The sequence below is a fragment of the Gordonia otitidis genome, from assembly GCF_020735545.1.
Lineage (GTDB): Bacteria > Actinomycetota > Actinomycetes > Mycobacteriales > Mycobacteriaceae > Gordonia > Gordonia otitidis.
Genome location: NZ_CP085974.1, coordinates 4,606,053 through 4,631,352 on the forward strand (window position 1 = coordinate 4,606,053; position 25,300 = coordinate 4,631,352).

Here is a 25,300-nt window from a genome sequence, read left to right on the forward strand (position 1 = left end):
CGATCAGGCCGGCATCTCGTACGCCCCGTCGAGCTCTTTGACCTGCCGCCAGACTCGGTCGAAGGACTCGGCATCGGCGACGGGTCGTCGGACAGCTCCGAGTGCCCATGCCTGCTGCTCCGGCGTGGCCGTTGGCTTTCCATAGAGTGAGACGGCGTAGCCAGAGAAGTCGCGGATCTGGAAGTCGAAGATCCGGTTGAGTAGATCGTCGTCGAGCCCGGTGATCGCGGCCTGCTCCAAGATCAACTGCCCGTAGACGACGAGGGAGAACAGATGTCCGACGGTGAGGACGAAGTCGAGGTCTTTCTGCTGCTCTGCGCTCGGAGCGGCGGTCTGCAGCAACGCTTGTAAGGCCTGTGCCTGCTCGTAGAACACGGCGACGTTCGGTACGTCGGTGCGGGCGGCGTACGGGGTCGTCCAGTCGGCGAAGCGCACCTTGCCCGCTCCCCCGACGGGCCCCTGTGCAAAGAAGAACGTGTCGTCAGAGGCGTCGAGGCGTGTTCCGATCTCTGGATACTCGACCGGCCCGAACAGGTAGTTGGGCATGAACTTCAAGATCTGGCCGACGTTGACGTGGACGGTGCCCTCGAGCCGCGGCAGCCAGCCGATGAATCGGTTGGCCTGGTGAAAGTAGGTGTTCTTCTCGTAACCCTTGGCAGCGACGGCGTCGAGCAGCAGCGTCATCACCGTTTCGCCCTCCGAGGTGACCTTCGATTTCGTCACCGGGTTGAACAGCAGATATCGCCGGTCGTCGAGACTGGCCGACCGGAAGTAGTCGACGGCGCGGTTGCTGAAAAGCTTCATCGCACTGAGCCGCGCGAACGCGTCGACGAAGTTGCCCTGCACGTGGGAGAAGTCGGTGACGCGGTTGCCGTAGAGAATTCGGTTGTTGGTGTGGGTGATCGCTTCGTACAGCGAGTGCGTACACATCCCGACCGAGCCGTGACACAGGTTGAACTTGCCGACGTTGACCGTGTTCAACGCAGCGGCGAAGGCTTCAGGGCCCGTGTGCAGGATGTCATCGGGACCGACCGGATAGTCGTCGAGCTCGAAGGTGGACACGAACATCTGTCCGTGCACGACGTTGTCGATGAGGTGATAGTTCTCGTGTCGACTGTCGACGGCGAAAAACACGTAGCCGTCGGGCCCCTCGACATCGGCGCGGCGACCGAACACCGAGACCATCCCGGCCACGTTGCCGTTACCGATGTAGTACTTGGTGCCCGATGCGGCGAAGCCGCCTGCGTCGTCACTCGTCAGCACCATGTCGGTGCTGTACACATCGGCGCCGTGGGCCCGTTCAGACAGGCCGAAGGCCATCACCTCGCCGTCGAGAAGCTGCTGTGCTGCTTTGGTTTTCGCAACCTCATTGCTCGACATCCAGATCGGGCCGAGTCCGAGGATGGTGACTTGTTCGGCGTACCAATAGGCCAACCCGTAGAAGCCGAGGATCTCACTCAGCGCAGCGTTGCGGGCGGCGTCCCAGCGTCGATCCTCGTCGCCGGCGGCGTATGCCGCCGGCGTGAGGAACGTGGCGAACAGCTTCTCCTTCTTCTCGAACTCGAGGAAATCGGCGACCCATTCGGCGTTTAGGTCTGCCTCCAGCAGTCGCTGTTTGCCGTATGACTCGAAGAAGTCGATCGTGGCGCGCAGCAATCGGCGCGTCTCGGCGTCGAACTCCGAGTAGTCGTTGGTCGCGGGATTCAGCAAAAGGCCCATAGGCCGAAGCCTAGCCAGTTACGGGTGGCCAGGGAAACGTGACTCTGGAGCCTCATACTTCGCGCGCGCTCGCCGAGACGTTGGCCTCGACGAGCATGCGAAGTTGGTTGGCGACCTGGTCGAGTGGCGTCGTGCTCTGGGCCGCGCGGCTGAGCAGAAGAGCTCCCTCCATGCCGGAGACGACGGTGGCAGCAAGGTCGGTCGCCGCAGAGATGTCGAGGCCCTCGACTCGGTGAAAGCGTTCGGCGAGGATGTCGGTCCAGGACGTGTAGATCTCGGCCGCCGCGTCAGCGGCGTCGGGTGCGTCGCGGCGGCCGAAAGCTGCTGCGGAAACGACGCATCCGCCTTCGAAGTCCGATTCGCGCACCAGATCTTTCCAGATCTCAACGAAGGTGCCGAGCGGGTCGTCGGACTCCATCACCGCACGCAGAACCTCGGTGGTCTCGTCTCCCGCATGCCGGGTTGCGGCGGTGACGAGTTCGGGTTTGCCGCCGGGAAAATTCCAGTACAGCGAACGACGGGCGACCTTGCTGTTTGCGACGATCTCAGTGACACCGACTCCCGCCACGCCGTGACGTCGGACCAACTCGATAGTGGCTTCGATCAGCCGTTCCCGCACACTTGCCACTGACTCGACCTTTCCCGGTCTCGATTCTCATCCGACAGTGACGATATCGCCAGGACGCGCGCACCGGCTCCCGGCACCATGGTCTGACGGTTCACACCCTTGCCCGCTTATACCGATCATGCTAATTTCACTGCTTATACCGATCGGTATAACCGCAACGGCGGGGGCCTCCCTTCGCGTGTGGGAAGGGCAGAGTGTGTCGATTCATCATCTGAACTGTGGGGAGTTGCACCCACCGTCGGCGTGGTTGGCCGAAGGCGTCGGGAGTGTATTTCGTCGAGGACACGCGGTGTGTCATTGCCTGCTCATCGAAAGCGACGACGGCGTGATTCTGGTCGATACGGGATTGTCTGAAGACCAGACACGTTCTCCGAGAGCATCTTTGGGGGCCGATGTGGCATTCCTGCTTCATCCGTCGGCGTCCTCGGCGGTGACTGCCAAAGCACAGGTGCAGCAGCACGGATTCGACGTAGGCGATGTCCGGCACATCTTCATGACACACCTCGACGTCGACCACCGCGGAGGTCTCGCCGACTTCCCCAATGCGACAGTCCATGTCAGTCGGATGGAGCTGACGAGCGCAGAGGAACCGCGAACGCGGATGGACCGCCGGCGATACCAAGGGGCCTGGCGGGACTCGCTGAAGTGGGAGATTCACGACACCAGCACCGACCGTTGGCACGGGTTCCCAGTCCTGTTCGACGATGACACCTCGGCAGGCAGACTGGTCATGGTCGAGCTGCCGGGGCACTCCCCCGGTCACAGCGGGATCGCTATCGAGCACACGGGAGATGCGACTCACGCCCCGGGCACGCTGTTCCACGTCGGTGACGCCATTCAGCACCGGAACGAGTTGCGTCGTGATGCCGCTACTCCGTGGGGCATTCGTGGATTCAACACGTTGATGCAGGTGAATCGCCGGGAACGTCTGCGTACGAGAAGTGCACTGCAGGAGCTCGCCACCGGCGACGTCGTCGTGATCTGTGCTCACGACGCGCACATGTTCGCCGATCATGCGGCGCCCTTGTGAAGCGTCCCGTGGTCCAGCTTCCCGCACAGGTGTGGCAGCGGGCCCGCTCCCTGGTGGAGACGAGCGCAGTTGCCGACGCGCATGGGCATCCACAGGCAGTGGTGCCGCGACTGCTGAGGCGTCTCGCGGAGAAGGTCGCCCACGTCCCACATGATCCGCTGGAGACCCTGGCCACGGGCGGAGTCAACCTGGCAGTGATCACGGCTGTCGGCGATGCGATGGCGACCGCGGGAAGGCCCCGATCTGCGCTCGATACGGTCTACAGCCAACTCGCCGCCTCACGCCGCGAAGCGTTCACCGCTCGGCTGCCGATCACGACCACAGTGGCCGGGATCGGCGCAGACACCGGCACCCAGGTACTTCTCGGGATCGAAGGCGGTGATGTCATCGGCGACGACCCCGGATACCTTGCCCGGTTGTACGACGTCGGTGTCCGACTGGTCGGGCTGGTCCACTACGCCGACAACAACCTGGGGACGATCAGCACGTCGGTGACGGGCCGCCGCGGAAGTCATGCCGTGCGTTCCGGGACGCGGCCGGCAGGACTCACAGGACTCGGCGTCGAGATCGTCGGTGAGATGAACAGTCTCGGCATCGCCATCGATCTGGCGCACGCAGACCGGGCCACGACTCTCGCGGTCTGTGAAACCACCACCAGGCCGCTGATCTCCTCCCACACAGGCGCCGCGTCGGTGCGGGACTTTCCGCGCTACATCACCGACGTCGAGATCGAAGCCATCGCCGGTACCGGTGGCGTGATAGGGCTCTGGCCCGCACGGATCGGTTCGATGGCGATGAGCGATCTCGATGACTTCGCCCGGCATGCCTACCACCTCGCCGAACGCGTTGGTATCGAACACATCTGCATCGGCACCGACAAGAACGGTGTCACGGCGTACGCAGAGGGTTATCGAAACTCGAACGACTTCGTCGGCCTGGCTGCTGCACTCCTGTACGCAGGGTTCGGCGAGTCCGATGTCGCCCAGATCCTCGGCGCGAACCTGCTCCGCGTGCTCACCGACATCCTGCAATCCCATCCGTGACCGAGGCGCCGCGTCCTCGGCTCAGAAAGGTTCACCATGATCGATCCCATCCAGAGTTCGTCGGCGCCGGCGCCGTTCGGCCCATACTCCAGCGGTGCTCGGATAGCCAACGTTGTTCAGGTATCCGGACAGGTCGGCCTCGACCCGGAGAAGGGCGGCCTCGCAGGCGACACAGCTTACGACCAGACCCGTCAGGCTCTTCGCAATGTCGCGGCGATTCTCGCCGAGCGGGGTCTCGACTACACCGACGTTCTGATGCTCCGGGTCTTCGCAGAGGCACCCGAAGTGTTCACCGATATCAATCGGGCATTCGAAGACGAACTGGCCCAACCCTATCCGGCGCGAACAACCCTGTTCGCCGGACTGCCGCCAGGAATTCTCGTCGAGATCGACGCACTGGCAATCATCGCCAACTAGCCCCACCCCGCAAGCGCCCTATGCAGCATCCGGCCAACTCGACGAGGAGCCACCGTCATGCCTCACAATGGATTTCGATCTCTCACTGCAGCACCGGCACTACTGATCGCGCTCGTGATCGCCGTGCTCCTCAGTGCGTTTCCCCTGACAACCCCCGTCGCCAACGCAGAACCTGCACCGCCGCGAGATTCCTTCTATGACCGCCCTGCGGGCCTTGCGGATGCAAAGCCCGGGCAGATCCTCCGGACACGCAAGGTGAACATCAAAGCGTTGCAGTTGGTTCCGGTCGACGTCGACGCATGGCAGTTGCTCTACCGGACGACCGGTATGAACGGTCAGCCCGACGCCACGGTCACCACTGTGATGGTGCCCCGCGGGCAGAAGCCACGGAAACTGTTGTCATACCAGGCCGCTACCGACTCGACGCTGCGTGTATGCAACCCCTCGTACTCACTGACCCACGGTGCACCAATCGACTTCGCCAGTCCCGCAGGGCCGTTGACGCTCGCGCTGCCGGGACTCGAACTGCTCCTCGCAGCCGCAGGTGTCGAACAGGGCTGGGCGGTCGCGATTCCCGACCACGGAGGGCTCGACGCCCGCTTCCTGACTCCCCGCCAACCCGGCTACGCGGTCCTCGACGGCGTCCGAGCCGTTCAGTCCTTCTCTCCTGCGGGTACTCGCCACGGAGACCCGGTCGGCATGTGGGGCTACTCAGGAGGCGCGATCGCCACGAGTTGGGCGGTGGAAGAACAACCGACGTACGCCCCCGACATCGCGATCTCGGGTGCCGCGATGGGTGCCCCCGAACGAGATCTCGAGGCATCACTGAAAGCGGTCAACGGCGCAGCTACGGCAGGTTTGATTCCGATGGCACTTGCCGCGATCGGCAAAGACTCGCCCGCATTCCAAGCCGCTCTGCGCCGCTATGTCACCCCGGGTGGCCGAGCAATCGTGGATGAAGCTCGTAATCACTGCGTCGGCCAGAATGGTGTTGCGAATCTGTGGTTCGACTACCGCGCAAACCTGAACAAGCCGGTCGATGTCGTCCTGAACGATCCGGTGATTCGACGCGAAATCCAGGCACGAGGCATCTCGACGCGACGGCCGACGGCGCCGGTCTACATCTACAACGGCGTGACCGACGAGGTGGCAGCGATCAGGGGCACCGACAAACTGGCCCGCGCATACTGCAGCGGAAGTGCCGACGTCACCTACCGGCGAGAGCAACTGCCGCCCAACCCGCTCCCCCAGGTCACCTCGACCCACGGCACGATCGCCGTCACCGGCGCGTCGGGAGCATTCGCGTGGTTGAAGACACGCCTTTCAGGCGCCGCCGCGCACGCCGACCGATGTGACTGGCGCACCGTACCCAACACCCTGTTCGAGCAGGAATCACTGAACACCTTCGGCCCGTACATCGCGACCGCTCTGCGGACGGTGCTCAATCAACCTCTCGGGGTCCGATGACGATCGCAGCCGTGGACGACGGGCGCGAGCACCGATACGTCGGCGCCGCTGCTAGCGTCGAACGGGCAGGGTCGCGAGGTACACCCCGAACGGTGCATCTGTTCGGGGTGTACCACAAGACCCCGCCTCGACAGCGATACGGAGGTCGACCGCGTGGTTGCGCACGATGCATCGAGCAAGCCTGCTGAAGGTGCGCGGCACACCGTCACCCTGAGTTTCGACAATGGGCCGACCGAGATCACCTCTCATGTACTCGACGTGCTGCGGGACAACGCTGTAGCAGCCACCTTCTTCGTGGTGGGTGACAAGCTTCAGGCGCAGGGCCGCGCGGTTCTCGAGCGCGCCCGCACCGAGGGGCATTGGATCGGCAACCACACCATGACGCACTCCGTACAACTCGGCACGTCAGCCGACCCACACGTGGTGGACACTGAAATCGGTCAGGCACAGGAGTTGCTGGGCAATCTGACCCACCCCGATAAATTGTTTCGTCCCTATGGCCGGGGCGGGGTCCTCGATCGCCGCCTGCTCAGCCCTCGGTCTGTGCGCTACCTGGAGCAACACAGCTACACCCTGATCCTGTGGAACTCCATCAGCCACGACTGGGATCAGCCCGATCACTGGGTCGACCGTTGCCTGGAAGACATCGAGCGCCGACGGTGGTCGCTGGCGGTGCTGCACGACATCCCCAGTGGGGCGATGGCTCGTCTGCCCGAGTTCTTCGACAGGGCACGCCAGCGAGGCATCAAGTTCACCCAGGACTTTCCGCCCTCGTGCGTGCCGTTTGTGCGCGGAACCCAGCGAGGATCCCTGGACGGACTGATCTCGGGCTGAGCCCTCGCGGGTGATCGAGCCCCGTGGATTACCGCACTGTCACCTGTTCGGACGATTTCCGCCGTTAGCCTTCGGAACTGGCAAATTGAATCCGTCGAATCGGGCATTTTCTGCTTTACTTTCGTGAGCTTCAGCTCTGAGAGGACTACAACGAATGATGCCCGCCGACAACCGAACACAGCGACGAGAGCGCCACCGCGAGGAGACACGCAAGTCGCGCCGGATCCAGAAGGCGGTCGTCGCGCTCGGTGCGAGCCTGGCTGTCGGAGCGGGTGCCGCCGGCTCCGCCTACGCCGACTCACTCAATACGAATCAGGTCGCAGAGAACAGTTACAGCACCGTCGAGAATCTGATCGCCATCGCTGACAATCTGGGGCGGACCCAGATCGCGCTGCTCGCCCCTGTCGGCAAGTCGCTTCCCGAGGGCTGGGTGCCCGTGGTCACCAGCGAGCATTCGACAACCTCACGCCAACTCACGTTCCTCGAAGCGTTGACCGAGGGCGGCAAATTGGTGCTGGCTGTGCCGGACTCCAGCTCGATTCCCGGTACGTCGACGAGCTTGTCAGGCATCAGCCCCCAGGCCGCTCAGGTTCTCGCCGCCCTGCCGCTTGCCGACACACTGGGCTCCGGAGCCCAGGTGTACGCGAAGATGGGTTCGACGCTGATACAGCTCAACGGGATCAACCTCCAAACGCTCGCGCAGAACACACTCGCCGATGTCAAAGAAGTCGTCGGCGGCGACAAGGTGTCCCAACATGCCGGCGAACTGACCGGAATCCCGTCGATCGACGACGCGCTCGGGTTCTGGACAGGGTCACAGACGACTTCCCGTTGGACTGGGAGCGCCAGTTTCCTCGGCTCGACGTCGACAACCTGGATCAATCAAGACCGCATCTCCGTGAACGGCATCACGTCGGAACAGCTCAAAGCGCTGTTCGCGCAGAACCTGAACACGCCGAACGCCCTGGTCGTGGACAACGGCTCGAACCACGTCGTGCAGACCGGTACACGGATAGTGGTCATCACCCCTGAGAAGCGGGTATGTGTTTTCAACAAATGTGTCACGATCCCGGCCGTCACCGCGGAAGTCCCGGTGTACGGCACGGAGTGGATCGGTGAGACCGACGACAACGGCAACCAGGTCCAGACCACGACCTACAACCCCAATGACGCCATCCCCGGTGCGCTGTCGGCGCTCGACGGAATCGACGTCGGCGGATTCTCTGTGATCTCGCGGCAGGTAGGGAGCACCTTCGCGGGCAGACTCGGCAGCTCAGCCGGGTGGCAAGGCGCGGTCACACAGGTCATCGTGCCAGGGGCGGGCGATGCTGAGGACTACGTGGCAACTGTGCCGGTGTTCGCCGCGGGCATCAGCCTGCCCGACAATCTGTTCACGACGGGCATGCAGCTGAGCCCGGGTTTGGTCACCACCTCAGGGCAGTCGGTGAATTCGATTCTGGGAACGCGGTCGGCGACGTTCTCGATCCCGACGCTCGGCCTGGCCGCGGAGAGAACGTCATTGCTGGAGTCGAGCCACCTCGGTCCCGACGGCATCGCCTACAACTCGGGTTGGACGGTGGCGACGATCAAGGTCGGTGACACCACTGTCCCGCTGGTGTACTCGCTCGGCTCGTTCGATGTGGGTCCCAACGGATTCGGGGTCACCGGCCCGTCGTTCATGGGTGTCGGGTTGCCGGGCTTCCAGATCGGCACAGGTCCGAGCACGGCGTCGGCGGTTCCCGACGTCGTGTCGAACCTGCTGGGCGACATCCCGACCTCGGTGATCACTCTCAGCCCGTCGCTGCTGTTCCAGCTCGCGAACATCGAGGATCCCTCAGGCGGGGTCCTGAGCGATCCGATCGGAACGTTGGAGAGAGTACTCACTCCCCTGTTTGCGAAGTACGTGACGCCTACGGCGACGCAGATCTCGCAGGCGATCGCCGACGCGGCCACCCGATCGGTCAACGAGGGTTCGGCCCACGCAAAGGCGGCATCCGACTGGGCCGTCGACGCGTCGGCCACCCTTGCCGACAAAACCGAGCACGGCCTTGCAAGCCCAGAGAGCCCGACGTCGCAGCCAGAAAGCGCGTCGAGCGCGACCCCACAGTCGGACACCGCTGAGACATCCGCGTCCGCCGGACGCCATGCACTCCCCGATGGTGAGAGGTCGCAGTTCGCGCCGAGCGGTTCGAACACACCTAAGCATGCGGCTACGCAGCAGTCGTCGGATACATCCGCCACCGACACGACACCGAGCAAGGACTCGGGCGCCGCTCCGGAGTCCGAAGCCTCGTCCTCGGCACCGTCAGATGCTCAACCGGCGGTGACTCCGTCGTCAGGCGGAGGCGACAACGGCACCGATGGATCGGCAACGCAAGCTGCGGATGCAGACTCCTAGCCACACGCCGACTCGCACTCGCCGATCAAGCTGGTCCGGCCGTTTCGAGCTCATCATCGACACGATTCGTGGCGATCGGTACCGACGTGCTGTGCGCATTGGCGCGGCGTTTGAGTAGAGCAGCCGTACAGATCCCCGAAATGATCAGCACCGCAGTCACATAGATGATGACGGAGTAGATCGATCCGGTCTCGCGGACGAGGACGGTCGCGACGATCGGACTGATCGCGCTACCGAGCACGTTAGAAAGCTGAAACCCGAGCGACATTCCGGTGTAGCGGACCTCAGGGGTGAACGCACCGGCGAACAGCGAACCCTGAGCAGCGTAGCCGAAGCTGAAGAACAGGCTCATACACAGGAGATATCCGAGGATCGTCAACATCAGGTTGCCCGTCGACACGGCGAAGATCAGGAACGACGCGGTAACCATGCACCCGATGATGCTTGTACCCATGACACGACTCATACCGATCCGGTCGACGAGCGCGCCACCCAGGGGCGTCATGAACAGTTGCGCCGCATTGGCGATCAGCACCGCCGTGAGGATTTCAGAACGGCTGAATCCAACGTCAGAACTAGTTCCGTAACTGACCAGGAAGTTGATCGCGATCAGCGATAGGCTCCCGAACCCGAGGAACGCACCGGCCACCAATGCGATTGATCCAGTACTGGTCTGGAAGACTCTGCGAATCGGTGCCGTTGAGGTCTCACCGTTTTTCTGGGCATTCTCGAAGTCGATCGACTCACCGATCCCAGCGCGTATGACCAAGCCGACGATCACCAGGATCGCGCTGCACAAGAACGGGATTCGCCAGCCCCACGAATAGAGTTGCTCGTCGGGAAGCTGCGCAACGGCCAGGAACGCGATATTGCCGAGCAGGATACCGGCCGGTGGGCCAGTCTGCGGAAGCGCAGCAGAGAAGCCTCGACGAGATTCCGGGGAGGATTCATAGGCCAGCAGGATCGCACCACCCCACTCCCCTCCAAAAGCGAAACCCTGAATAAACCGTAGAATCACGAGCAGAATCGGCGCCGCGACACCGATCGTCTCGGTCCCCGGCAGCAGTCCGATCAGAACCGTGACCACGCCCATCAAGAACAGCGAAAGCACCAGCATGCGTTTTCGGCCGATTCGATCTCCGTAGTGACCAAAGAACAGTCCGCCGAGCGGACGGGCGACGAATCCGACAGCGAAGGTGCCCAGGGCTAGGACGGTCGCGACGAACGGGTCGTTGTCAGCGAAGAAGACATGCGGAAACACCAATGCGGCGGCCAGTCCGTAGATGGCGAAATCATAGTATTCGACAGTGGTGCCGATGAGGCTGGCCGCACCGACGCGCACCAGTGAAACCGGCTGTCGGACAACGGTTGAACTCGACATACTTTATCTCTCCTAATTGAGGGGTGTGGGGTTAGGCGGCAACAGTTGTGCTGCACTCAGAGATCGAGTGTGAGTTCCGGCGTCTTCGAACGCGACACGCAGATCATGAGACTGTTCGACGCGAGCCGTTCTTCGGCGCTGAGTGTGGAGTCTCGGTGGCATGGGATTCCGGCGACTACACCGGTCTCACACGTGCGACAGGTGCCCTCCAAGCATGAGGTGGTGGTCGCCACGTCAGCGTCGTCGAGCACATCGACGATGGACTTGTCAGACGGCACCTCGAGTACTCGACCGCTGTGCGCCAATCGAATTCGGAACGGAGTGTTCGGTAGGTCCACGGCGCGAGCGACGAAGCGTTCGACATGGAGTGTGCTGTCGGACCAGTCTGCAGACATCGACTCCAACGCATCCAGCAGTTTCTCCGGCCCACATGCATACACAGGTGAGGACTCCGCCCCGCCCAGATGGCCGCGTAGGTCGACGGTCCCCCGTTCGTCGCTCGGCCACACGGTGACGCGGGTGCCGTAGCGTTCGAGTTCCCCCAGGAATGCCATGCGACGGCGAGTGCGACCCAGATACAGCAGAGACCAGTCAGCGCCATTACTGTCTGCCTGCGCGATCATCGGCAGGATCGGTGTGATTCCGATGCCACCGGCGACGAATCTGTAGCGCGCGGACCGAGAAAGCGGAAAGTTGTTGCGCGGCGAGACTACTGGGAGACGGTCACCGACCTGGAGCTGAGTGTGGATGTAGTCCGACCCACCTCGACTTGACGGTTCGGCGAGCACTGCGATCCGCCAATGTGCTGCCGTCGGTGATCCGCACAGCGAGTACTGACGCTCCAGCCCGTTCGGCAACTTGAGGGTGATGTGCGAGCCGGGTTCCCAGTTGGCGGCACCCTCGATCGGCTCGAGGGTTACGCTGCACACGCCCTCGGCCTCGACCACTTTCTCAGTGACGGTGACCTCACGGGCAGTCGGCGACCGGGTAGGTTCCGCGGTAAACCGGGTCACGAAATCCCACTGCACGGGTAGCTGCTGCAGGCCTCGGAAGGTCCATCCGACAAAGTGCGCACCCTCCGGGTCGCTCGCCGTCAGGCCGCGCAATCGTGAATACAACATGGGCAGGGCGACCTGCCCCACCGAACACTGTCCCACCCACCGCCCCGCACACATGTGCGGACCGGCACCGAACCCGAGATGACCGGTGGAATCACGATTGAAATCGAACTGGTCGGCGTTCGCGAATCGTCGAGGATCACGATTCGCCGCATGTAGCGACGCTCCCACTTGCGCGTCGGCCGGGATCAGCAAGCCCCCCAGCTCGACGTCACGGGTCGTCCGCCGCGAGATCATGCCCACGGGCGGCAACCAGCGCACGATCTCCTCGAACACCGCCTCGAACAAGGATGGCTCCGCCATTGCTCGTCGTCGTTGCTCGGCGCGTGTGGACAGTGCCCACACCGCACTGGTGACAGCATGCTTGGGTTCGTTGATGCCGCCGGCTATCGCCAGCTTCACATTGGCGCGCTGAGTCGCCAGTGGCATCCCCGCCTCGACCATCGTGGAGAGGATGGAGCCGTCGGGATGTCGACGCACACGATCAACTGCCTCATCGAGTGCGTCGTCGATCTCCGCGTTCACGGCGGCGACACTTGCCCAGATGTCGGGTTCTTCCGCCAGATTGGCTGCTCCGGCCATGAAGGTGGCTGACCAGCGCGCGACGTCGTCGTGTGGCACGTGCGGAAGGCCAACCAGTGCTGCGACATTCGCCGCAGCCAACGGTGCGGCGAAATGCTCACTCAGGTCGGCTCCCGGACCGCGATCGACGAACTCGGCAAGGAGCCGGTTGGCATTGGCCTCGAACACGGGGCGCCACCTGTCCGCAACTGCACGGATGCGCAACGTGCGATTCGCCGCGAGCCGCTCGCGCGCATGGTCGGGGTCGTCTTTTCGGATCATCGATCGTCCGATCGTTCGATCGACTCGATGCCCGTCCTCCTCAGCGGTGAAGACGTCGGGCCGGGTCTCGACGTAGCGACACTCCTCGAATCGGGTGATGACGTACCGATTCAGTGCCGGAACCCAGTGCACTGGCGCCGACTCCCGCAGCCGACCGAGAGTGGCAAACGGATCCTCTTCGAGTAGCTTCAGCGTGATCCACTCGGCCACGGGAGGATTCGACGCTGAGGACGCCGACGAGCTCACGCGGGCAGGCTCTCCGGCCGCGACGCAGCCACCTCGGTGATGAGTGATTGTGGTGCAGAACAATTCGGCGCGGTCATGATGCTCCTGGAGAATCGATCAGACGAAGAGTGTGTCGTCTGGAACACAGATCACGTTATTGCGTGACCGGTGTCACTGGCATGCTCAGAATGCGCACTGAACTGTCGATTCTGCGAATACTGCACAGCCAGGATTCTCGCGGGAGGTGCCGATGAGCGGGCGCCCCTTCCCGGTTCGCCCGCCCATCGAATCAGAAGAGCTTCAGCGCCCCGTATCCCGGATCAGGGGTGTCGCTGATCTTCTCCATCGTGTTGAAGCTGATGTGCGGCCACCGGATCAGACCCGGCACACCATCTGTTCGCGGCAGGAATTCGAGGAAGACCACCTGCAGGTACTGAAGTCGCAGGCGGGGACGACCGAACAGATCGGTGTCCTCGAGTTGCTGAATCCAGAAGGTGGCATGCATTTCGGTGGCGTTGGCCTGCTTTGTGACGAGCGGGATATTCGTGATGCCGCCCTGGTTCACCGTCGACATCGTGAGCGTTGTGGTGGACGTGATGTTCACGTTGGTGTTCGATTGTTCGAGCAGGGCAACGGGATCTGTCGGGTCGAGAGCACCACGGAAGTTCTTGTTGTCCCCCTGATTCACATTGTGGAAGTGGACATAGGGCGCAAGGTATGGGTCTGTCAGGTCGTGCGGGACGCCGACGGGCAGTGGGTCGACGGGATCGATGTCGGGCATTCCCGCGGTGACAGAGGAAGTGCCCAGTGCGAGAACCGAATCGCCATGCGGGATCGTCGCGAGCCGACCGATGTTGAAGGAGTCGGGTTCCGTCGTCTGCGTCGAGTCCTGTTCGGGCATGTGGAGAAACAAGCCGGGTTCATGGTGAATCGCGGCTCCGGGTTGACCGGCCAGGGGCGTCTGCGGAAAATCGCCAGCGGCGATTTGCATGATCGACTGTTCGTAGTCGAGTGCGGCGATCGATTCGTCGGCTTCGGTGTGCGTGAGCTGGTCGACGCCTCTGTTGGGGATGTTCTTGTCGACGAGGCTGAACTCGAGACGCTCGTTGAACTGGTTGAGCAACAAGCGGAACGGGACTTCATCGGCTCCGCCGAACGGCAACGCGATCATGTTCCATCCTCGTCCCACGAGCGTGTTGTCGTGGGAACCGACATTGGCCCACACGCCCGGCAACTGGGCAAGTGGGCCGAGCGCGTTCGTGTCCTCGCCGGTTGCGAGACCGACGGTGCGTGCATCGACGTTGGCCACTTCCGGCTGAGTTGCAGTTGCGATGGGGTCTTCGGTGGGAGCAGACATCTGAGTCTCCAATGGGTGCTGGGCTGACTGGGACTCTTCGACTGTGCTCAGTGAGCGGCAGGTTCTCCCGCGTAATCCACTACGTGACTCGACCAGGCTTGTCGTGCTGCGAGTTGAGTAGTGAGGTTCTCAGCCCCAAGTCACGATTACGTGACTGTCGGGTATCGATGGCGCCCCACGTCTAACGTCTGCGGCCGCAGCGACGATCTGTCAGACAAGGCCGGGGACTCCGTCCGAAATCAAGTGGAGGCGCCATGTCTCGTCGTATAACAAGCATGCTGAGCGCGCTGGCAGCGTCGGCAATCCTGGCAACCGCAGCCGCGGCACCGGCCGTAGCGGCGCCCGCAGGTGCACACCAGGCCGGGACATCCGGCGGTGGAGCCTGTCTGTCTGCTGCGTCATCAGAGGTTCAGCGTGGACTTCGTCAGATCGGCCCGCCCCTGGGGCGCAAAGATCTGCACTGGGTCCTGAGCTCGAAGTCGCGTGACCGTACCCCGTGGTGTCCGCCCCTCATGTGGGCGCAATTCGAGACCTCAGGTGGCACGGGGTCCTCGCCGGTCGCGGTCTTGCTGTTCCGTCCCGGGAAGTACCTCGGTTCCGCATGGAAACCGACAGGATTCGTATCGGTCACGGGTTCGACGCCGATCAGCGTAACCGTCACCTATCGCTGGACAAATCCTGGCGATGCCAACGCGTTCCCGACCGGCGGCCCTGTCTCGTCAACCTATGTGGGACTGTGGGATTCGTTCTTCCGAATCGGTGAGCTGCCGCCTTCGAACGGGTGAGTTCGCATAGACAGCGTGTGGCGGCGCGCCAGCGTTGCGGCTTCGGCAGTCAAAAGATGTGGTCGCTCGTCGGCACACGAGAAGTGTCGGCATCTCCGATCTTCGGACATGCGTGGTCGACTACCTGCGCGTCGACGGGGTGCAGAGCTTCTCGGCCTCACTCCCCCGTCGGTTCTGCGCTGTTGCGTACACCGGCGCTCCACGCATACGGAAGATCGGTGCCGTTGAGTAGATGATCACCGATTGCGCGCAGTTTCTGATTGATCGGATTGTGCACGGCGAGCACACGAGCGTTGCGCCAATGCCTGTCCAGCGCAGTCTCTTCGGCGACGATCGATGCGCCGCCGACCTCGAAGAGCTCATTCGTCGCCGCCAGCACCTGCGCAGCGACAGACGCTTGCGCCCGGCCCGCGGCGAGCTCGACGCGAGTGATCGCCTCGGCGTTCTCGGGGTCGGTGGCGAGGAGATCATCGAGCAGGTCGGCCACCGCCAGAACGCTCGACCGAGCGGAAAAGGCTGTGGCAGAAAGACGTCCGACGATCTCCTGGACCAAGGGGTCGTCGCGCTGGCGGTCGGCGACCGAATGAGTGAACGTTCGCTCCCGCGCCGACACCCACTGAACGAGGTCGTCGGTGGCGCGTTGCGCGATGCCCGCGAGACCTGCCAGCTGGAACAGTTGCAGGTAAGCCGTCGCATAGGTGGGTCCTGCAGTTCCGTAACCAGGACCCAGTATCTCGTCGTCGTAGACGACGACGTCGGTGAACAGGGTTGTCCCGCTCGCGGTGAGACGCTGGCCGAAGCCGCGCCAGTCGTCGATCCGCTTGACGCCCTCGCGCGTGGAGGGGACGAGAACGCTGACCCGCTCACCATCCCGATCGGCGGCGACCAGGATGTGATCGGCGTACAACGATCCAGTGCTGTAGAACTTCTCCCCGTTCAGACGCCATTCGTCACCTGACCGCGTCAGCCGGGTCTGGTAGCCGCCGATGGCACCGGACCCGGGTTCGGTGATCGCGTTACCGACGAGGATGCCGTCCGCGATCGCGGCGATGTGTCTGTCGTCGCCTGCGATCAGTTGATCCTCGACGAAGGCGAAGTGCACACGCAGTGCCTGGGTGATGTTCGAATCCGCCGCGGCGAGCGTGATCAGCTCCGAAAAGAGGTCTCGCACCGAGGCGCCTGCGCCTCCACGCTCGACCGGCAGTCGCAACGCACCGAATCGACGCTCCCACAGCCGCGCTACCTCGGAATGCGCCAGAGTGCGTGAACGCTCCCGCTCCACCGCCGCGGCGGCGATCTTCGCATAGATGTCGTCGAAGTCGAACGAGGGTCGTGCATCGACTCGCGGGTGGCGCTCGTGGATGAGTGATGTGGTCATGAACAGTCAACCTGTCACGTTCACGCGACGGCAGCACCGGTTGTACTCACCGGGATGTTTACTCGGGCGGCAGTGGTGTCCGACATGCATACGTAGCATGGCGTGGATGGATGACCAGTCGGCGCACACCCTGGTCACCGAGCGCGCACGCACGGTTGACCTGATCGAGTCCCTGTCGGCGCGCCTGATCGCCGTGGTCGAGGCGACCGCAGACGCGGCATCCGACGACGAGCACGACCCCGAAGGGTCGACGCTCGCCGTCGAGCGCGGACAATTGGTTGCCCAGTTGGAACGATCGAGAGTGCGGCTCGCAGAGCTCGATTCGGCGCTCGAGCGCGTCGAACACGGGTCGTACGGCCAGTGCGAAACGTGCGGTAGGCCTATCGATCCCGAACGCCTCGAGGTTCTGCCCGCGGCGCGTCAGTGCATTGACTGCGCCAGAAGAGGTTCGACGCGCCGTTGGTGACGACTGCCTAGTTTCTGTTGTCCCGCAGCCGGTTCCAGAACTGATGTATCAATCCCGTCGATGTTGTCACCGACTCGATGTCGAAGCGTGTGTGAATTCCGCCCAGTCCCGACCACAACGACGTTCCTTCGCCGAGCACGATGGGCTGCACGGTGAGGTGCATCGCGTCGACGAGGTCGTCCCGCAGAAACTCGTTGACCGTCGACGGTCCCCCACCGATGCGCACGTCGAGACCGTTCGCCAGCTCGAGAGCCTGCTCCAATGCTCGCGCGGGCGTTGCGTCGACGAAATGGAACACCGTCCCATTCGCGAACTCGATGGGTGCGCGCTCGTAGTGTGTCAGCACGATCACCGGTGTCTCGAAGGGAGGCTCGTCCTCCCACCATCCGCGCCATCCGTCGTCGGGCCACGGCCCCTGCTGGGGCCCGAACTTGCCGCGACCCATGATCTCCGCACCGATGCCCTGCCCCCACAAACTGTTGAACAGTCCGTCGGCGCCGATGGGCGCATCGGCGTTCTGGACACCGGCGATCACGCGGCCGTCGAAGTCGGCGAACAACTCCCCCGCGCCGCCGATGGGTTCGTCGATCGTGATGTGGTCACCCGCGGCATAGCCGTCGAGGGACACGTTCATCAGATCCACCCGTACCTGCGCTCTGCGAGCCATCGAACGCTCCTCGTCTCCGTCGTCAGTGAGGGCGAAGCCCCTCACCTCTGAGAGACTCCGCGCGAGCGCTGAACTCATCGGTCGGTCGACTACCCCACCTCGCTCAACTGCTGACAGCAGCGGCCAGTCGGCCCAGGGTGTCTTCCAGCTGATCCTCGGTCACCAGCGGAAAGCTCACCTTCTTCAGGAGATCCTTGTCCGTGACCTTCGACCAGTCATAGGTGTGCCGTACGAGCGTCTTGTCCGGGCCCTGTGCCTCCAGTTCCCAGACCCACTCCCACCCGGGCGGCTCGGTGCCTGCGGGCGCCGTCTGCCAGGCGAGAAGCTTGTCCTTGGCGTAACCGGTGACGTGATTGTCGGTCTTGTACTCACCACCCATGTGCGCACCCTCCATGTTCATGGTGAACACCTCGCCGACCTTCTGAATGCGATCGGCGTGGTCGACGCTGCGCACGAACCCGGAACCATCGAGTTCCGGGTGACGCTGCGGGTTGCTCAACACGTCGAACACCTCGTCGGCCGGTGCGTCGATGACTCGCTCTACCGTGACACTCGTTTGTTCGCTCATCACTCCACCGTGCCGAAGCGATCGGGTAATGGCAACCGAGCGAGCGCGAACATCCCTGTCAGATCACCCCGAGCGCGAGCATGGCGTCGGCCACGTGGGTGAACCCGGCGATGTTCGCGCCGAGCACGTAGTCGCCGGGAGATCCGTACTCGTCGGCTGTGCGTAGGCAGTTCTCGTGGATCCCGCGCATGATGTCGGCGAGTCGTGTCTCCGTGTACTCGAAGCTCCACGAGTCACGAGAAGCGTTCTGCTGCATCTCCAGTGCACTGGTGGCGACACCGCCCGCGTTGGCGGCTTTGCCAGGAGCGAACGCGACCGTCGACTTCGCGAATGTCTTGATGGCCTCGCGGGTCGCGGGCATGTTCGCACCCTCGGCGACGATCATGCAGCCGTTCGCGACAAGACGATCCGCGTCGGCTTCGGTGAGTTCGTTCTGCGTGGCGCAGGGAATAGCGATTTCTGTCGGTACATCCCAGATCGAGCCCGACGCCACGAAGCGGGCCGCGCCGACGCGGCGGGCCGCATAGTCGGATACCCGCCCGCGCTCGACGCCCTTGATCTGCTTGAGCAGGTCGAGGTCGATACCCTCCTCGTCGACGACGTAACCGGCAGAGTCCGAGCACGCGATGACCCGGCCACCGAGTTGGTGCACCTTCTCGATCGCGTACAACGCCACGTTTCCCGAGCCGGAGACGACGACCCGCCTACCGTCGAAATCCGTTCCCCGCGCACGAAGCATCTCGCGGATGAAGAACGCCACTCCGTATCCGGTGGCCTCGGTGCGTACCTGGGATCCACCCCACGACAGACCTTTTCCGGTGAGGACACCTGATTCGTAGCGGTTGGTAATGCGTTTGTACTGACCGAACAGGTAACCGATCTCACGTCCGCCGACACCGATGTCTCCGGCCGGGACGTCGGTGTGCTCACCGAGGTGGCGATACAGCTCGGTCATGAACGATTGGCAGAACCGCATGATCTCGCCGTCGGAGCGTCCCTTCGGATCGAAATCCGAACCGCCCTTGCCGCCCCCGATGGGCAGGCCGGTGAGTGCATTCTTGAAGATCTGCTCGAAGCCGAGAAACTTGATCACTCCGAGGTACACGCTCGGATGAAACCGCAGTCCACCCTTGTATGGCCCGAGTGCTGAGTTGAACTCGACGCGGAACCCACGGTTGATCCTCACGCGCCCAGCGTCGTCGACCCACGGCACGCGGAAGATGATCTGGCGTTCCGGCTCGCAGAGGCGCTCGATGATCCCGGCGTCCGCGTAGTGCGGGTGCCTGGCCACCACCGGCCCGAGACTGTCGAAGACCTCGCGCACAGCTTGGTGGAACTCCGCCTCTCCCGGATTGCGTGCCACCACCTCGTCGTAGAGGTCCTGCACCGTCTCGTCGACCTTCGACATGTCGCCAACACCTTTCCTGCGCTCGGCGTGACCGGGCCGGTGCGAACTACCGCGACATCGCGAGTCGGCCTGGTCCTCGATCGCTGGGTTGCGAACACATGGCCCGAGCACATCTGCTGTGACCCTATCGGCAGACAGAAATACCGCACATATCGGACCCGGCAAGGTCGACGACCGCTAGCGCAATGCCGCGAGGTTCTCGATGGAGCGTCGCACGTCGGAGGTGATGATCTTCGCGACGAACCGACCGATCGGGCCGCTCAGCAGACCGCCGTCGAGGCTGGCGTGGAGATGGAAGCGTGAGCCCGCGTCGGTCTCCGACACGGTCATCCGAAGCGCTATGCGCACACCTCCGTGACCTTGGCCTGTCAACGAAATCGTATGAGGCGCATCGTATTCGGTGACCGTCCAGTGGATGACGTTGCGGAAGCCCTTCACCTTGATGAGTGAGGAGATCTCGGTTCCCTCGGTGATCTCGTCGGGCAGTTCACTGCGCCAACCGCCGAAGATCGTCATCCATTCGGGAAAGCGTGACAGGTCCGACGCCATGCTCCATGCGTGCTCGGGAGAGAGTTCAGAGTCGATACTGACGTCGACGTCGGCCATGGGCACCGTCTTTCGTGGAGTTGCGGGCTTCTTCCACGTCGACGCTACCGATCAGTGAGCGGAGCTCGTCGAGGAGCTCCGCTCAGGAAAGGGGTGCACATGCCAAACGCCGCCTGTGCTGGTGGACGCAGCCGGTACACCGACCGCGTCCACCAGTTCGGGCCGCGTCTGGAGCGCGAGGGCAGGACTGCTCAGATCAGCTTGGCGTCCTGCAGCAGCTCTTCGATGTAGGTGCCCTCGATCTTCTTCAGGGCAGCCTTTCCGATCAGCTTCTCGATGAACGGGAATTTGATCTCGGTCAACGACTTTCGGTCGTTCAGGTAGTAGATCGACGAGAGCAGCACTCGGACGTCGAAGGACGAGTCGAACACCTCGGGGACTCCGCGGTCGACGCCGAGCAGGGTGTACACGGCCTCCATCGCGGTGCGGACCGAATACTCGGTGGTGAAGACCGTGTCACGCTCGGTTTCCGCGAAGTTGCCGATGAACGCGAGGTTCGAGTAGTCCTTCGGTACCACGAGTGGGCGGTCGCCAAGTGCCCGCGGCATGAAGTACGACGTGATGTAGGGCATGTTGCAGGGCACCGTCGAGGCCGAATCGTGAGCGAGACCATCGATCTGGTCGCTCGGCACTCCCATGTGGTAGAGCCACTCGGCACACAACTCTGCTCCCGTGCATTCTCGGATCGTCTTCTTCACATAGTCGCCGGGCTTGTCCGAGAAGAGCCCGTAGAGCCAGACCACCAGTTCCTTCTGCGGATCCTGAGCTGCGAAATGGGGTTGGCGGCTCACAGTGAACCCGTAGAGCCAGCTCGAGTCTGCGATGGTGCAGGGGCCGCCCGTGACGATTTCCCCGTCCCGTGGATCACGTCCCGTGATCTTCTCGATGTATGGCCAGATCTTGTCGTCGGTCAGCGTGACGGTGGCCGAGATGCTCCAGTTGGCGTCGGGGATGTTCTCGCAGAACTTCTCGGGCTTACCCAGTGACGCATCCTGGCCGGCAAGGTTTTTCCACAGTGACCACGCGCCACCGTTGTCGGTGACGACAGCCGCCGGCGTGTCGTTGTCGCCATAGGTCGACGACTCGGTGATCGAACCATTGGTCACGAAGACCAGGGCGTTCTCGGTGAGATCAACGGTCTTGGATTCGCCGTTTTCGGTCAGGTGGATACGTTTGGCCTGCTTGGACGACCCGGTGCTGTCGAGGTCGATGTTGTCGACCTGGGTGTTGTAGACGAATTTGACACCATGACCCTCGAGATAGGCAACCAAAGGCTTGATCAGGGATTCGTACTGGTTGTATCGGGTGAAGCGAAGTGACGTGAGATCCGACAGTGTCGAGATGTGGTGAATGAAGCGCAAGGTGTACCGTCGCATCTCCAGTGCGCTGGCCCAGGGTTCGAACGCGAACATCGTCGCCCAGTACAACCAGAAGTGAGACTCGAAGAACTCCTTGCCGAAGACCTCGTCGATCCGCTTGTCCTGCAAATCTTCCTCGCGCGTCAGAACGAGCTTCATCAGTTCTTCTGCCGCTCCGCGGGTGAGGGTGAGATCGGTCAGGTGGTCGATCTTCGCGCCCTTGTCGTGAATCGCCCGTGCAGGATTCGAACTGGGATTGATCTTGTGGATCCAGTACATCTCGTCGAGCACGGACGCGTCTTCGACGCTGAGGGAGGGTATCGATTTGAACAGGTCCCAGAGCGTCTCGAAGTGAGCTTCCATTTCGCGACCACCCCGGATGATGAAACCCTTGTGCTCGTCGAGGATTCCGTCCATGCTGCCACCCGGCAGCCCCAGCTCCTCGTAGATGGTGATCTTGTCGCCCGGCAACTGCGCGTCGCGGATGAGGAAGGTCGCACCCGCGAGAGACGCCAATCCGGACCCGACGAAATGGGCGGTCTTTCCATCGATCCCCGCCGGCTTTTCTGGCCGACCGAACGCTTCGAAATTCCCGTTGCTTCGATACACGCGCGTCTCACCTCATGTCGTCGAGCCGGATGGCTCGGATCGGATCGAGCTCGAACAATATCGACGCTAGTCGCACGGACCCGTTCTGGACCCGCGATCAAGATGAATTGTTGTGGGACAGCAGAAACCGCCGACCTTTCGGGGTCGGCGGTTTCTGCGAATGACGGTGCCGGTCAATGCGCCTCTCGGCAAATAGTCCGCTCGAAGCGGTGAAGGGTGGGACCCGGGGCAGTGAATCCAACACCGTCGACTCCTTCAACTGCACCTTTGCCCGACATATTCCCGCGCGTGTACACGATGTGGCACCGGTCGAACTCACAATAGGGACACGATCTCCGTCGGGTATGTCGGTTTCCGTGGTGGAACATTGCAACACTGCACCGGTCCGCGCGTTGTATTCGTGCTGTTCCTGTGACTGTGTCTACCGTCGCTACGGCGTTCTTTTCAGAGCGCACACCCAGAGTCAGAAACGAAGGGGAACCAATGAAGCAGAGCACTCGTCGCATCGCGGGCCTTGTGGCGGCGGCATCGGCAGTGACACTCATCGCTGCCGGTTGCAGTGACGACAACGATTCGAATTCGGCGGCATCGTCGCCGTCGTCGGCTGCCGAGGGAACATCCGGCATGGAGGGAATGGCCGGTATGTCGGGCTCGGCGGCTGCCGGTGCATCGGTCGACCTGAAGGCCGCCGACGGCAGCACTGTCAAGTTGACCGGCCCGATCGCGGCCAAGTACAAGGCCGCCACCGAGCAACAGAAGACAGATCTCGGGGCACCGAGCACGGGCGCTGAAGCATCGGGGACCGGCGAGAACGGCGTAGTGTTCCAGCAGTTCGCCGGTGGCGTCATCACCGCGAAGAACAGCGAGGAGTCGACTCCGGCATACATCACATGGGGCAAGATCCGCGATGCCTGGAATGTGAAGCGTGACGCCGAGGGCAATCCGTCGGCTGACGGGAAGGGCGGTTCGCAGGGTCCGCTCGGAACGGCGACCAGCGACGAGACCGACGAGAACGGCGTGAAGACCTCGACATTCGAACACGGGAAGATCACCTGGACCGCGTCGACGGACAAGGTAGAGGTCACCGTCAACGGCAAGGTCGTTCCTGCGCAATAGTGCTCGACAGCTGACATCAGCAACCGAGGACCGCAGACGGCTCTCACTTCGTCCCGGGGTGAGAGCCGCTTGCGTGGCAGTGGGACTGCGGCGAGTCGCAGCCCGATGGCCCTGAGCCGCCAATAGACTTGGACACGACAGTGACCAGCGACTCACGCCGATCGTCGCCTGGGGATGGGGTGACGGGAAGGCGCGTGAATGTCTTTTTCCGAGCGCATTGACGCTTTTCAACGTAAGCACCCCGCGACCGGCTATCCGCTCGCAGTCGTCTACAAGTTCTTCGACGACCAGGGTGGCTATCTCGCAGCGCTCATCGCGTACTACGGATTCGTCTCACTGTTTCCGTTGCTTCTGGTCTTCACCTCGATTCTCGGGATCGTGTTGCACAACAATCCGGAGCTCGAGAATCGCATCCTCGATTCGGCGCTGTCGCAGATTCCCGTCATCGGCTCGCAACTCCGTGACACCGGCACGATCAGTGGCAGTGGCCTCGCGGTGACCATCGGTGCTGTCGGTGCGATCTACGGTGGTCTCGGAGTTGCGGTAGCCATCCAGAACGCGATGAACATCATCTGGAACGTGCCACGCAACGAACGTCCCAACCCGATCCAGGCACGCGTCAAAGGTGCGGGCCTGTTGCTCACCATCGGCGGTTCGATCGTCGGGCTGACGGTGCTGAACGGTGTGATCGCTGCCATCGACCTCGGATCCGTGGGCAGGCCGCTCGCCATCGTGGCATCGATTCTCCTGTACACCATCGTCTTCACCATTGCGTTCGTCATCGGCACGGCGCGCTCGGTCAGCGTGCGTGATGTGTTGCCCGGCGCGATCGCTGCCGCACTGTGTTGGCAGGCACTGCAGACGTTCGGCAGCGTCTACGTGCAACGGGTGATCGTCAGGTCGAGCGCGACCAATGGCATCTTCGCCGTGGTGCTCGGCCTGCTCGCCTTTCTGTATGTGGCAGCGGTCCTGATCATCTTCTGCCTCGAAAGCAATGCCGTGCGTGTCGACAAGCTCTATCCCCGATCGGTCCTCACGCCCTTCACCGACAACGTCGTCTTGACGCCAGGTGACGAGGCGGCCTACACGGCGCAGGCGCAGGCACAGCGCAGCAAGGGATTCGAGGAGATCGACGTGTCGTTCGACAAGCAGGTGAATTCTCCGGACGACGTCGACCGGTGACGACTGCCGATCGAACCGACGCCACGTGCGGTGGGGTGCCGACCTCGCCCGCGACCGCTGTTGGATCGGCTTCGGTTCTCACGTTCTGTCGCCCTGGTGCGTCTTCCCCATGACACGCACGCTCGAGCACAGGAGGACGACTGAGATGAGCAGCCGGGACGCCCGATTCACGACGATCGACACCCCACTGGGCGGCGTGATCATCGCCGCCACCGGCGATGCGATCACCGGTCTCTACTTCGTCGACCAGCGCCACCGTCCCGACCTGGGCCTCCACGTGGTGGCCGACACGTTGCTCGACACGACGTCGACGCAACTGATCGACTATCTCGCCGGGAAGCGCACGGACTTCGACATCCCGGTCCAGACCTTCGGGGATCCGTTTCGCGAGGCCGTGTGGGCCGCGTTGCGTGAGATCCCCTACGGCACGACGACGACCTACGGAGCAGTGGCCGCGGCGATCGGCGCTCCCCGTCAGGCCCAACGCGTCGGGCAGGCCGTCGGCCGCAATCCCGTCGGGATCGTGATCCCATGTCACCGGGTGGTCGGAGCCGACGGATCGCTGACCGGATATGCCGGCGGACTCGATCGTAAGCGACGTCTGCTCGAACTCGAGGAGCCCGCGGAGATCACGGCGTCGCGACTGTTCTGAGGGTGTGTGGACAACGGGCAGAACGTGATCTCACATTCCGATGCT

The 25,300-nt window shown here is 62.9% G+C and carries 22 protein-coding genes; 11 read left to right on the forward strand and 11 right to left on the reverse strand.

The features are described from left to right. Positions 1-3: 3 nt before the first annotated feature. Positions 4-1,719 carry an acyl-CoA dehydrogenase family protein gene (locus LK459_RS21030; protein ID WP_227920552.1) on the reverse strand — a complete coding sequence of 572 codons (1,716 nt, stop codon included), beginning with the start codon at positions 1,717-1,719 and terminating at the stop codon, positions 4-6. A gap of 52 nt (positions 1,720-1,771) precedes the next feature. Continuing rightward, on the reverse strand, positions 1,772-2,347 hold the full coding sequence (locus LK459_RS21035) for a TetR/AcrR family transcriptional regulator (protein ID WP_227920554.1): 576 nt from the start codon (positions 2,345-2,347) through the stop codon (positions 1,772-1,774). Between the two features lie 325 nt (positions 2,348-2,672). Here LK459_RS21035 and LK459_RS21040 point away from each other — a divergent pair, with 325 nt between their 5' ends. The 6 genes from LK459_RS21040 to LK459_RS21065 all read left to right on the forward strand — a co-directional run bounded on the left by LK459_RS21040 (position 2,673) and on the right by LK459_RS21065 (position 9,536). After that, positions 2,673-3,377, forward strand: coding sequence for an MBL fold metallo-hydrolase (locus LK459_RS21040; RefSeq protein WP_265416884.1), 705 nt, complete (start codon positions 2,673-2,675; stop codon positions 3,375-3,377). 8 nt (positions 3,378-3,385) lie between these two features. Further along, positions 3,386-4,420 carry a dipeptidase gene (locus LK459_RS21045; protein ID WP_227920557.1) on the forward strand — a complete coding sequence of 345 codons (1,035 nt, stop codon included), beginning with the start codon at positions 3,386-3,388 and terminating at the stop codon, positions 4,418-4,420. Positions 4,421-4,456: 36 nt separating this feature from the next. Continuing rightward, positions 4,457-4,837: a RidA family protein gene (locus LK459_RS21050; RefSeq protein ID WP_227920558.1), complete on the forward strand. Its 381-nt coding sequence runs from the start codon at positions 4,457-4,459 to the stop codon at positions 4,835-4,837. A 57-nt stretch (positions 4,838-4,894) separates the two neighbouring features. Continuing rightward, entirely contained in the window at positions 4,895-6,304 is a 1,410-nt protein-coding gene (locus tag LK459_RS21055) for a lipase family protein (RefSeq protein WP_227920560.1), read from the forward strand. A 153-nt stretch (positions 6,305-6,457) separates the two neighbouring features. After that, positions 6,458-7,138: a polysaccharide deacetylase family protein gene (locus LK459_RS21060; RefSeq protein ID WP_227920562.1), complete on the forward strand. Its 681-nt coding sequence runs from the start codon at positions 6,458-6,460 to the stop codon at positions 7,136-7,138. A 154-nt stretch (positions 7,139-7,292) separates the two neighbouring features. Then, the gene (locus LK459_RS21065; RefSeq protein ID WP_227920564.1) at positions 7,293-9,536 is read left to right on the forward strand and encodes a hypothetical protein; all 2,244 of its coding nucleotides are present in this window, start codon (positions 7,293-7,295) and stop codon (positions 9,534-9,536) included. 25 nt (positions 9,537-9,561) lie between these two features. Here LK459_RS21065 and LK459_RS21070 read toward each other — a convergent pair whose 3' ends face one another. The 3 genes from LK459_RS21070 to LK459_RS21080 form a co-directional block, all read right to left on the reverse strand. Beyond that, on the reverse strand, positions 9,562-10,917 hold the full coding sequence (locus LK459_RS21070) for an MFS transporter (protein WP_227920565.1): 1,356 nt from the start codon (positions 10,915-10,917) through the stop codon (positions 9,562-9,564). A 56-nt stretch (positions 10,918-10,973) separates the two neighbouring features. Beyond that, a complete protein-coding gene (locus LK459_RS21075; RefSeq protein WP_227920567.1) occupies positions 10,974-13,124 on the reverse strand; it encodes a cytochrome P450/oxidoreductase in 2,151 nt (716 codons plus the stop codon). A gap of 268 nt (positions 13,125-13,392) precedes the next feature. Then, entirely contained in the window at positions 13,393-14,460 is a 1,068-nt protein-coding gene (locus tag LK459_RS21080; RefSeq protein ID WP_227920569.1) for a heme-binding protein, read from the reverse strand. A gap of 254 nt (positions 14,461-14,714) precedes the next feature. Here LK459_RS21080 and LK459_RS21085 point away from each other — a divergent pair, with 254 nt between their 5' ends. Continuing rightward, entirely contained in the window at positions 14,715-15,245 is a 531-nt protein-coding gene (locus LK459_RS21085; RefSeq protein WP_083835868.1) for an LppP/LprE family lipoprotein, read from the forward strand. A gap of 157 nt (positions 15,246-15,402) precedes the next feature. Here the strand turns inward: LK459_RS21085 and LK459_RS21090 are convergent, their stop codons facing one another. Beyond that, complete coding sequence (locus LK459_RS21090) at positions 15,403-16,623, reverse strand: acyl-CoA dehydrogenase family protein (RefSeq protein WP_227920570.1); 1,221 nt, start codon at positions 16,621-16,623, stop codon at positions 15,403-15,405. Between the two features lie 106 nt (positions 16,624-16,729). Here LK459_RS21090 and LK459_RS21095 point away from each other — a divergent pair, with 106 nt between their 5' ends. Continuing rightward, on the forward strand, positions 16,730-17,089 hold the full coding sequence (locus LK459_RS21095) for a TraR/DksA family transcriptional regulator (RefSeq protein WP_227920572.1): 360 nt from the start codon (positions 16,730-16,732) through the stop codon (positions 17,087-17,089). A gap of 7 nt (positions 17,090-17,096) precedes the next feature. Here the strand turns inward: LK459_RS21095 and LK459_RS21100 are convergent, their stop codons facing one another. From LK459_RS21100 to LK459_RS21120, 5 genes are all read right to left on the reverse strand, one after another. Then, positions 17,097-17,756, reverse strand: coding sequence for a dihydrofolate reductase family protein (locus tag LK459_RS21100; protein WP_227920574.1), 660 nt, complete (start codon positions 17,754-17,756; stop codon positions 17,097-17,099). A 103-nt stretch (positions 17,757-17,859) separates the two neighbouring features. Continuing rightward, on the reverse strand, positions 17,860-18,324 hold the full coding sequence (locus tag LK459_RS21105; protein WP_007237958.1) for an SRPBCC family protein: 465 nt from the start codon (positions 18,322-18,324) through the stop codon (positions 17,860-17,862). A gap of 58 nt (positions 18,325-18,382) precedes the next feature. Continuing rightward, positions 18,383-19,732 (reverse strand): NADP-specific glutamate dehydrogenase, encoded by a 1,350-nt coding sequence (gene gdhA / locus LK459_RS21110; RefSeq protein ID WP_227920575.1) that lies wholly within the window; start codon positions 19,730-19,732, stop codon positions 18,383-18,385. Between the two features lie 177 nt (positions 19,733-19,909). After that, positions 19,910-20,338: a type II toxin-antitoxin system Rv0910 family toxin gene (locus LK459_RS21115; RefSeq protein WP_227920577.1), complete on the reverse strand. Its 429-nt coding sequence runs from the start codon at positions 20,336-20,338 to the stop codon at positions 19,910-19,912. A 191-nt stretch (positions 20,339-20,529) separates the two neighbouring features. Further along, complete coding sequence (locus LK459_RS21120; RefSeq protein ID WP_227920579.1) at positions 20,530-22,305, reverse strand: oleate hydratase; 1,776 nt, start codon at positions 22,303-22,305, stop codon at positions 20,530-20,532. Positions 22,306-22,788: 483 nt separating this feature from the next. Here LK459_RS21120 and LK459_RS21125 point away from each other — a divergent pair, with 483 nt between their 5' ends. The 3 genes from LK459_RS21125 to LK459_RS21135 all read left to right on the forward strand — a co-directional run bounded on the left by LK459_RS21125 (position 22,789) and on the right by LK459_RS21135 (position 25,255). Continuing rightward, positions 22,789-23,421 (forward strand): LGFP repeat-containing protein, encoded by a 633-nt coding sequence (locus LK459_RS21125; protein WP_007237954.1) that lies wholly within the window; start codon positions 22,789-22,791, stop codon positions 23,419-23,421. 198 nt (positions 23,422-23,619) lie between these two features. After that, a complete protein-coding gene (locus LK459_RS21130; protein ID WP_007237953.1) occupies positions 23,620-24,603 on the forward strand; it encodes a YihY/virulence factor BrkB family protein in 984 nt (327 codons plus the stop codon). Between the two features lie 145 nt (positions 24,604-24,748). Further along, the gene (locus tag LK459_RS21135) at positions 24,749-25,255 is read left to right on the forward strand and encodes a methylated-DNA--[protein]-cysteine S-methyltransferase (RefSeq protein ID WP_227920581.1); all 507 of its coding nucleotides are present in this window, start codon (positions 24,749-24,751) and stop codon (positions 25,253-25,255) included. The last annotated feature ends 45 nt before the right edge of the window (positions 25,256-25,300 follow it).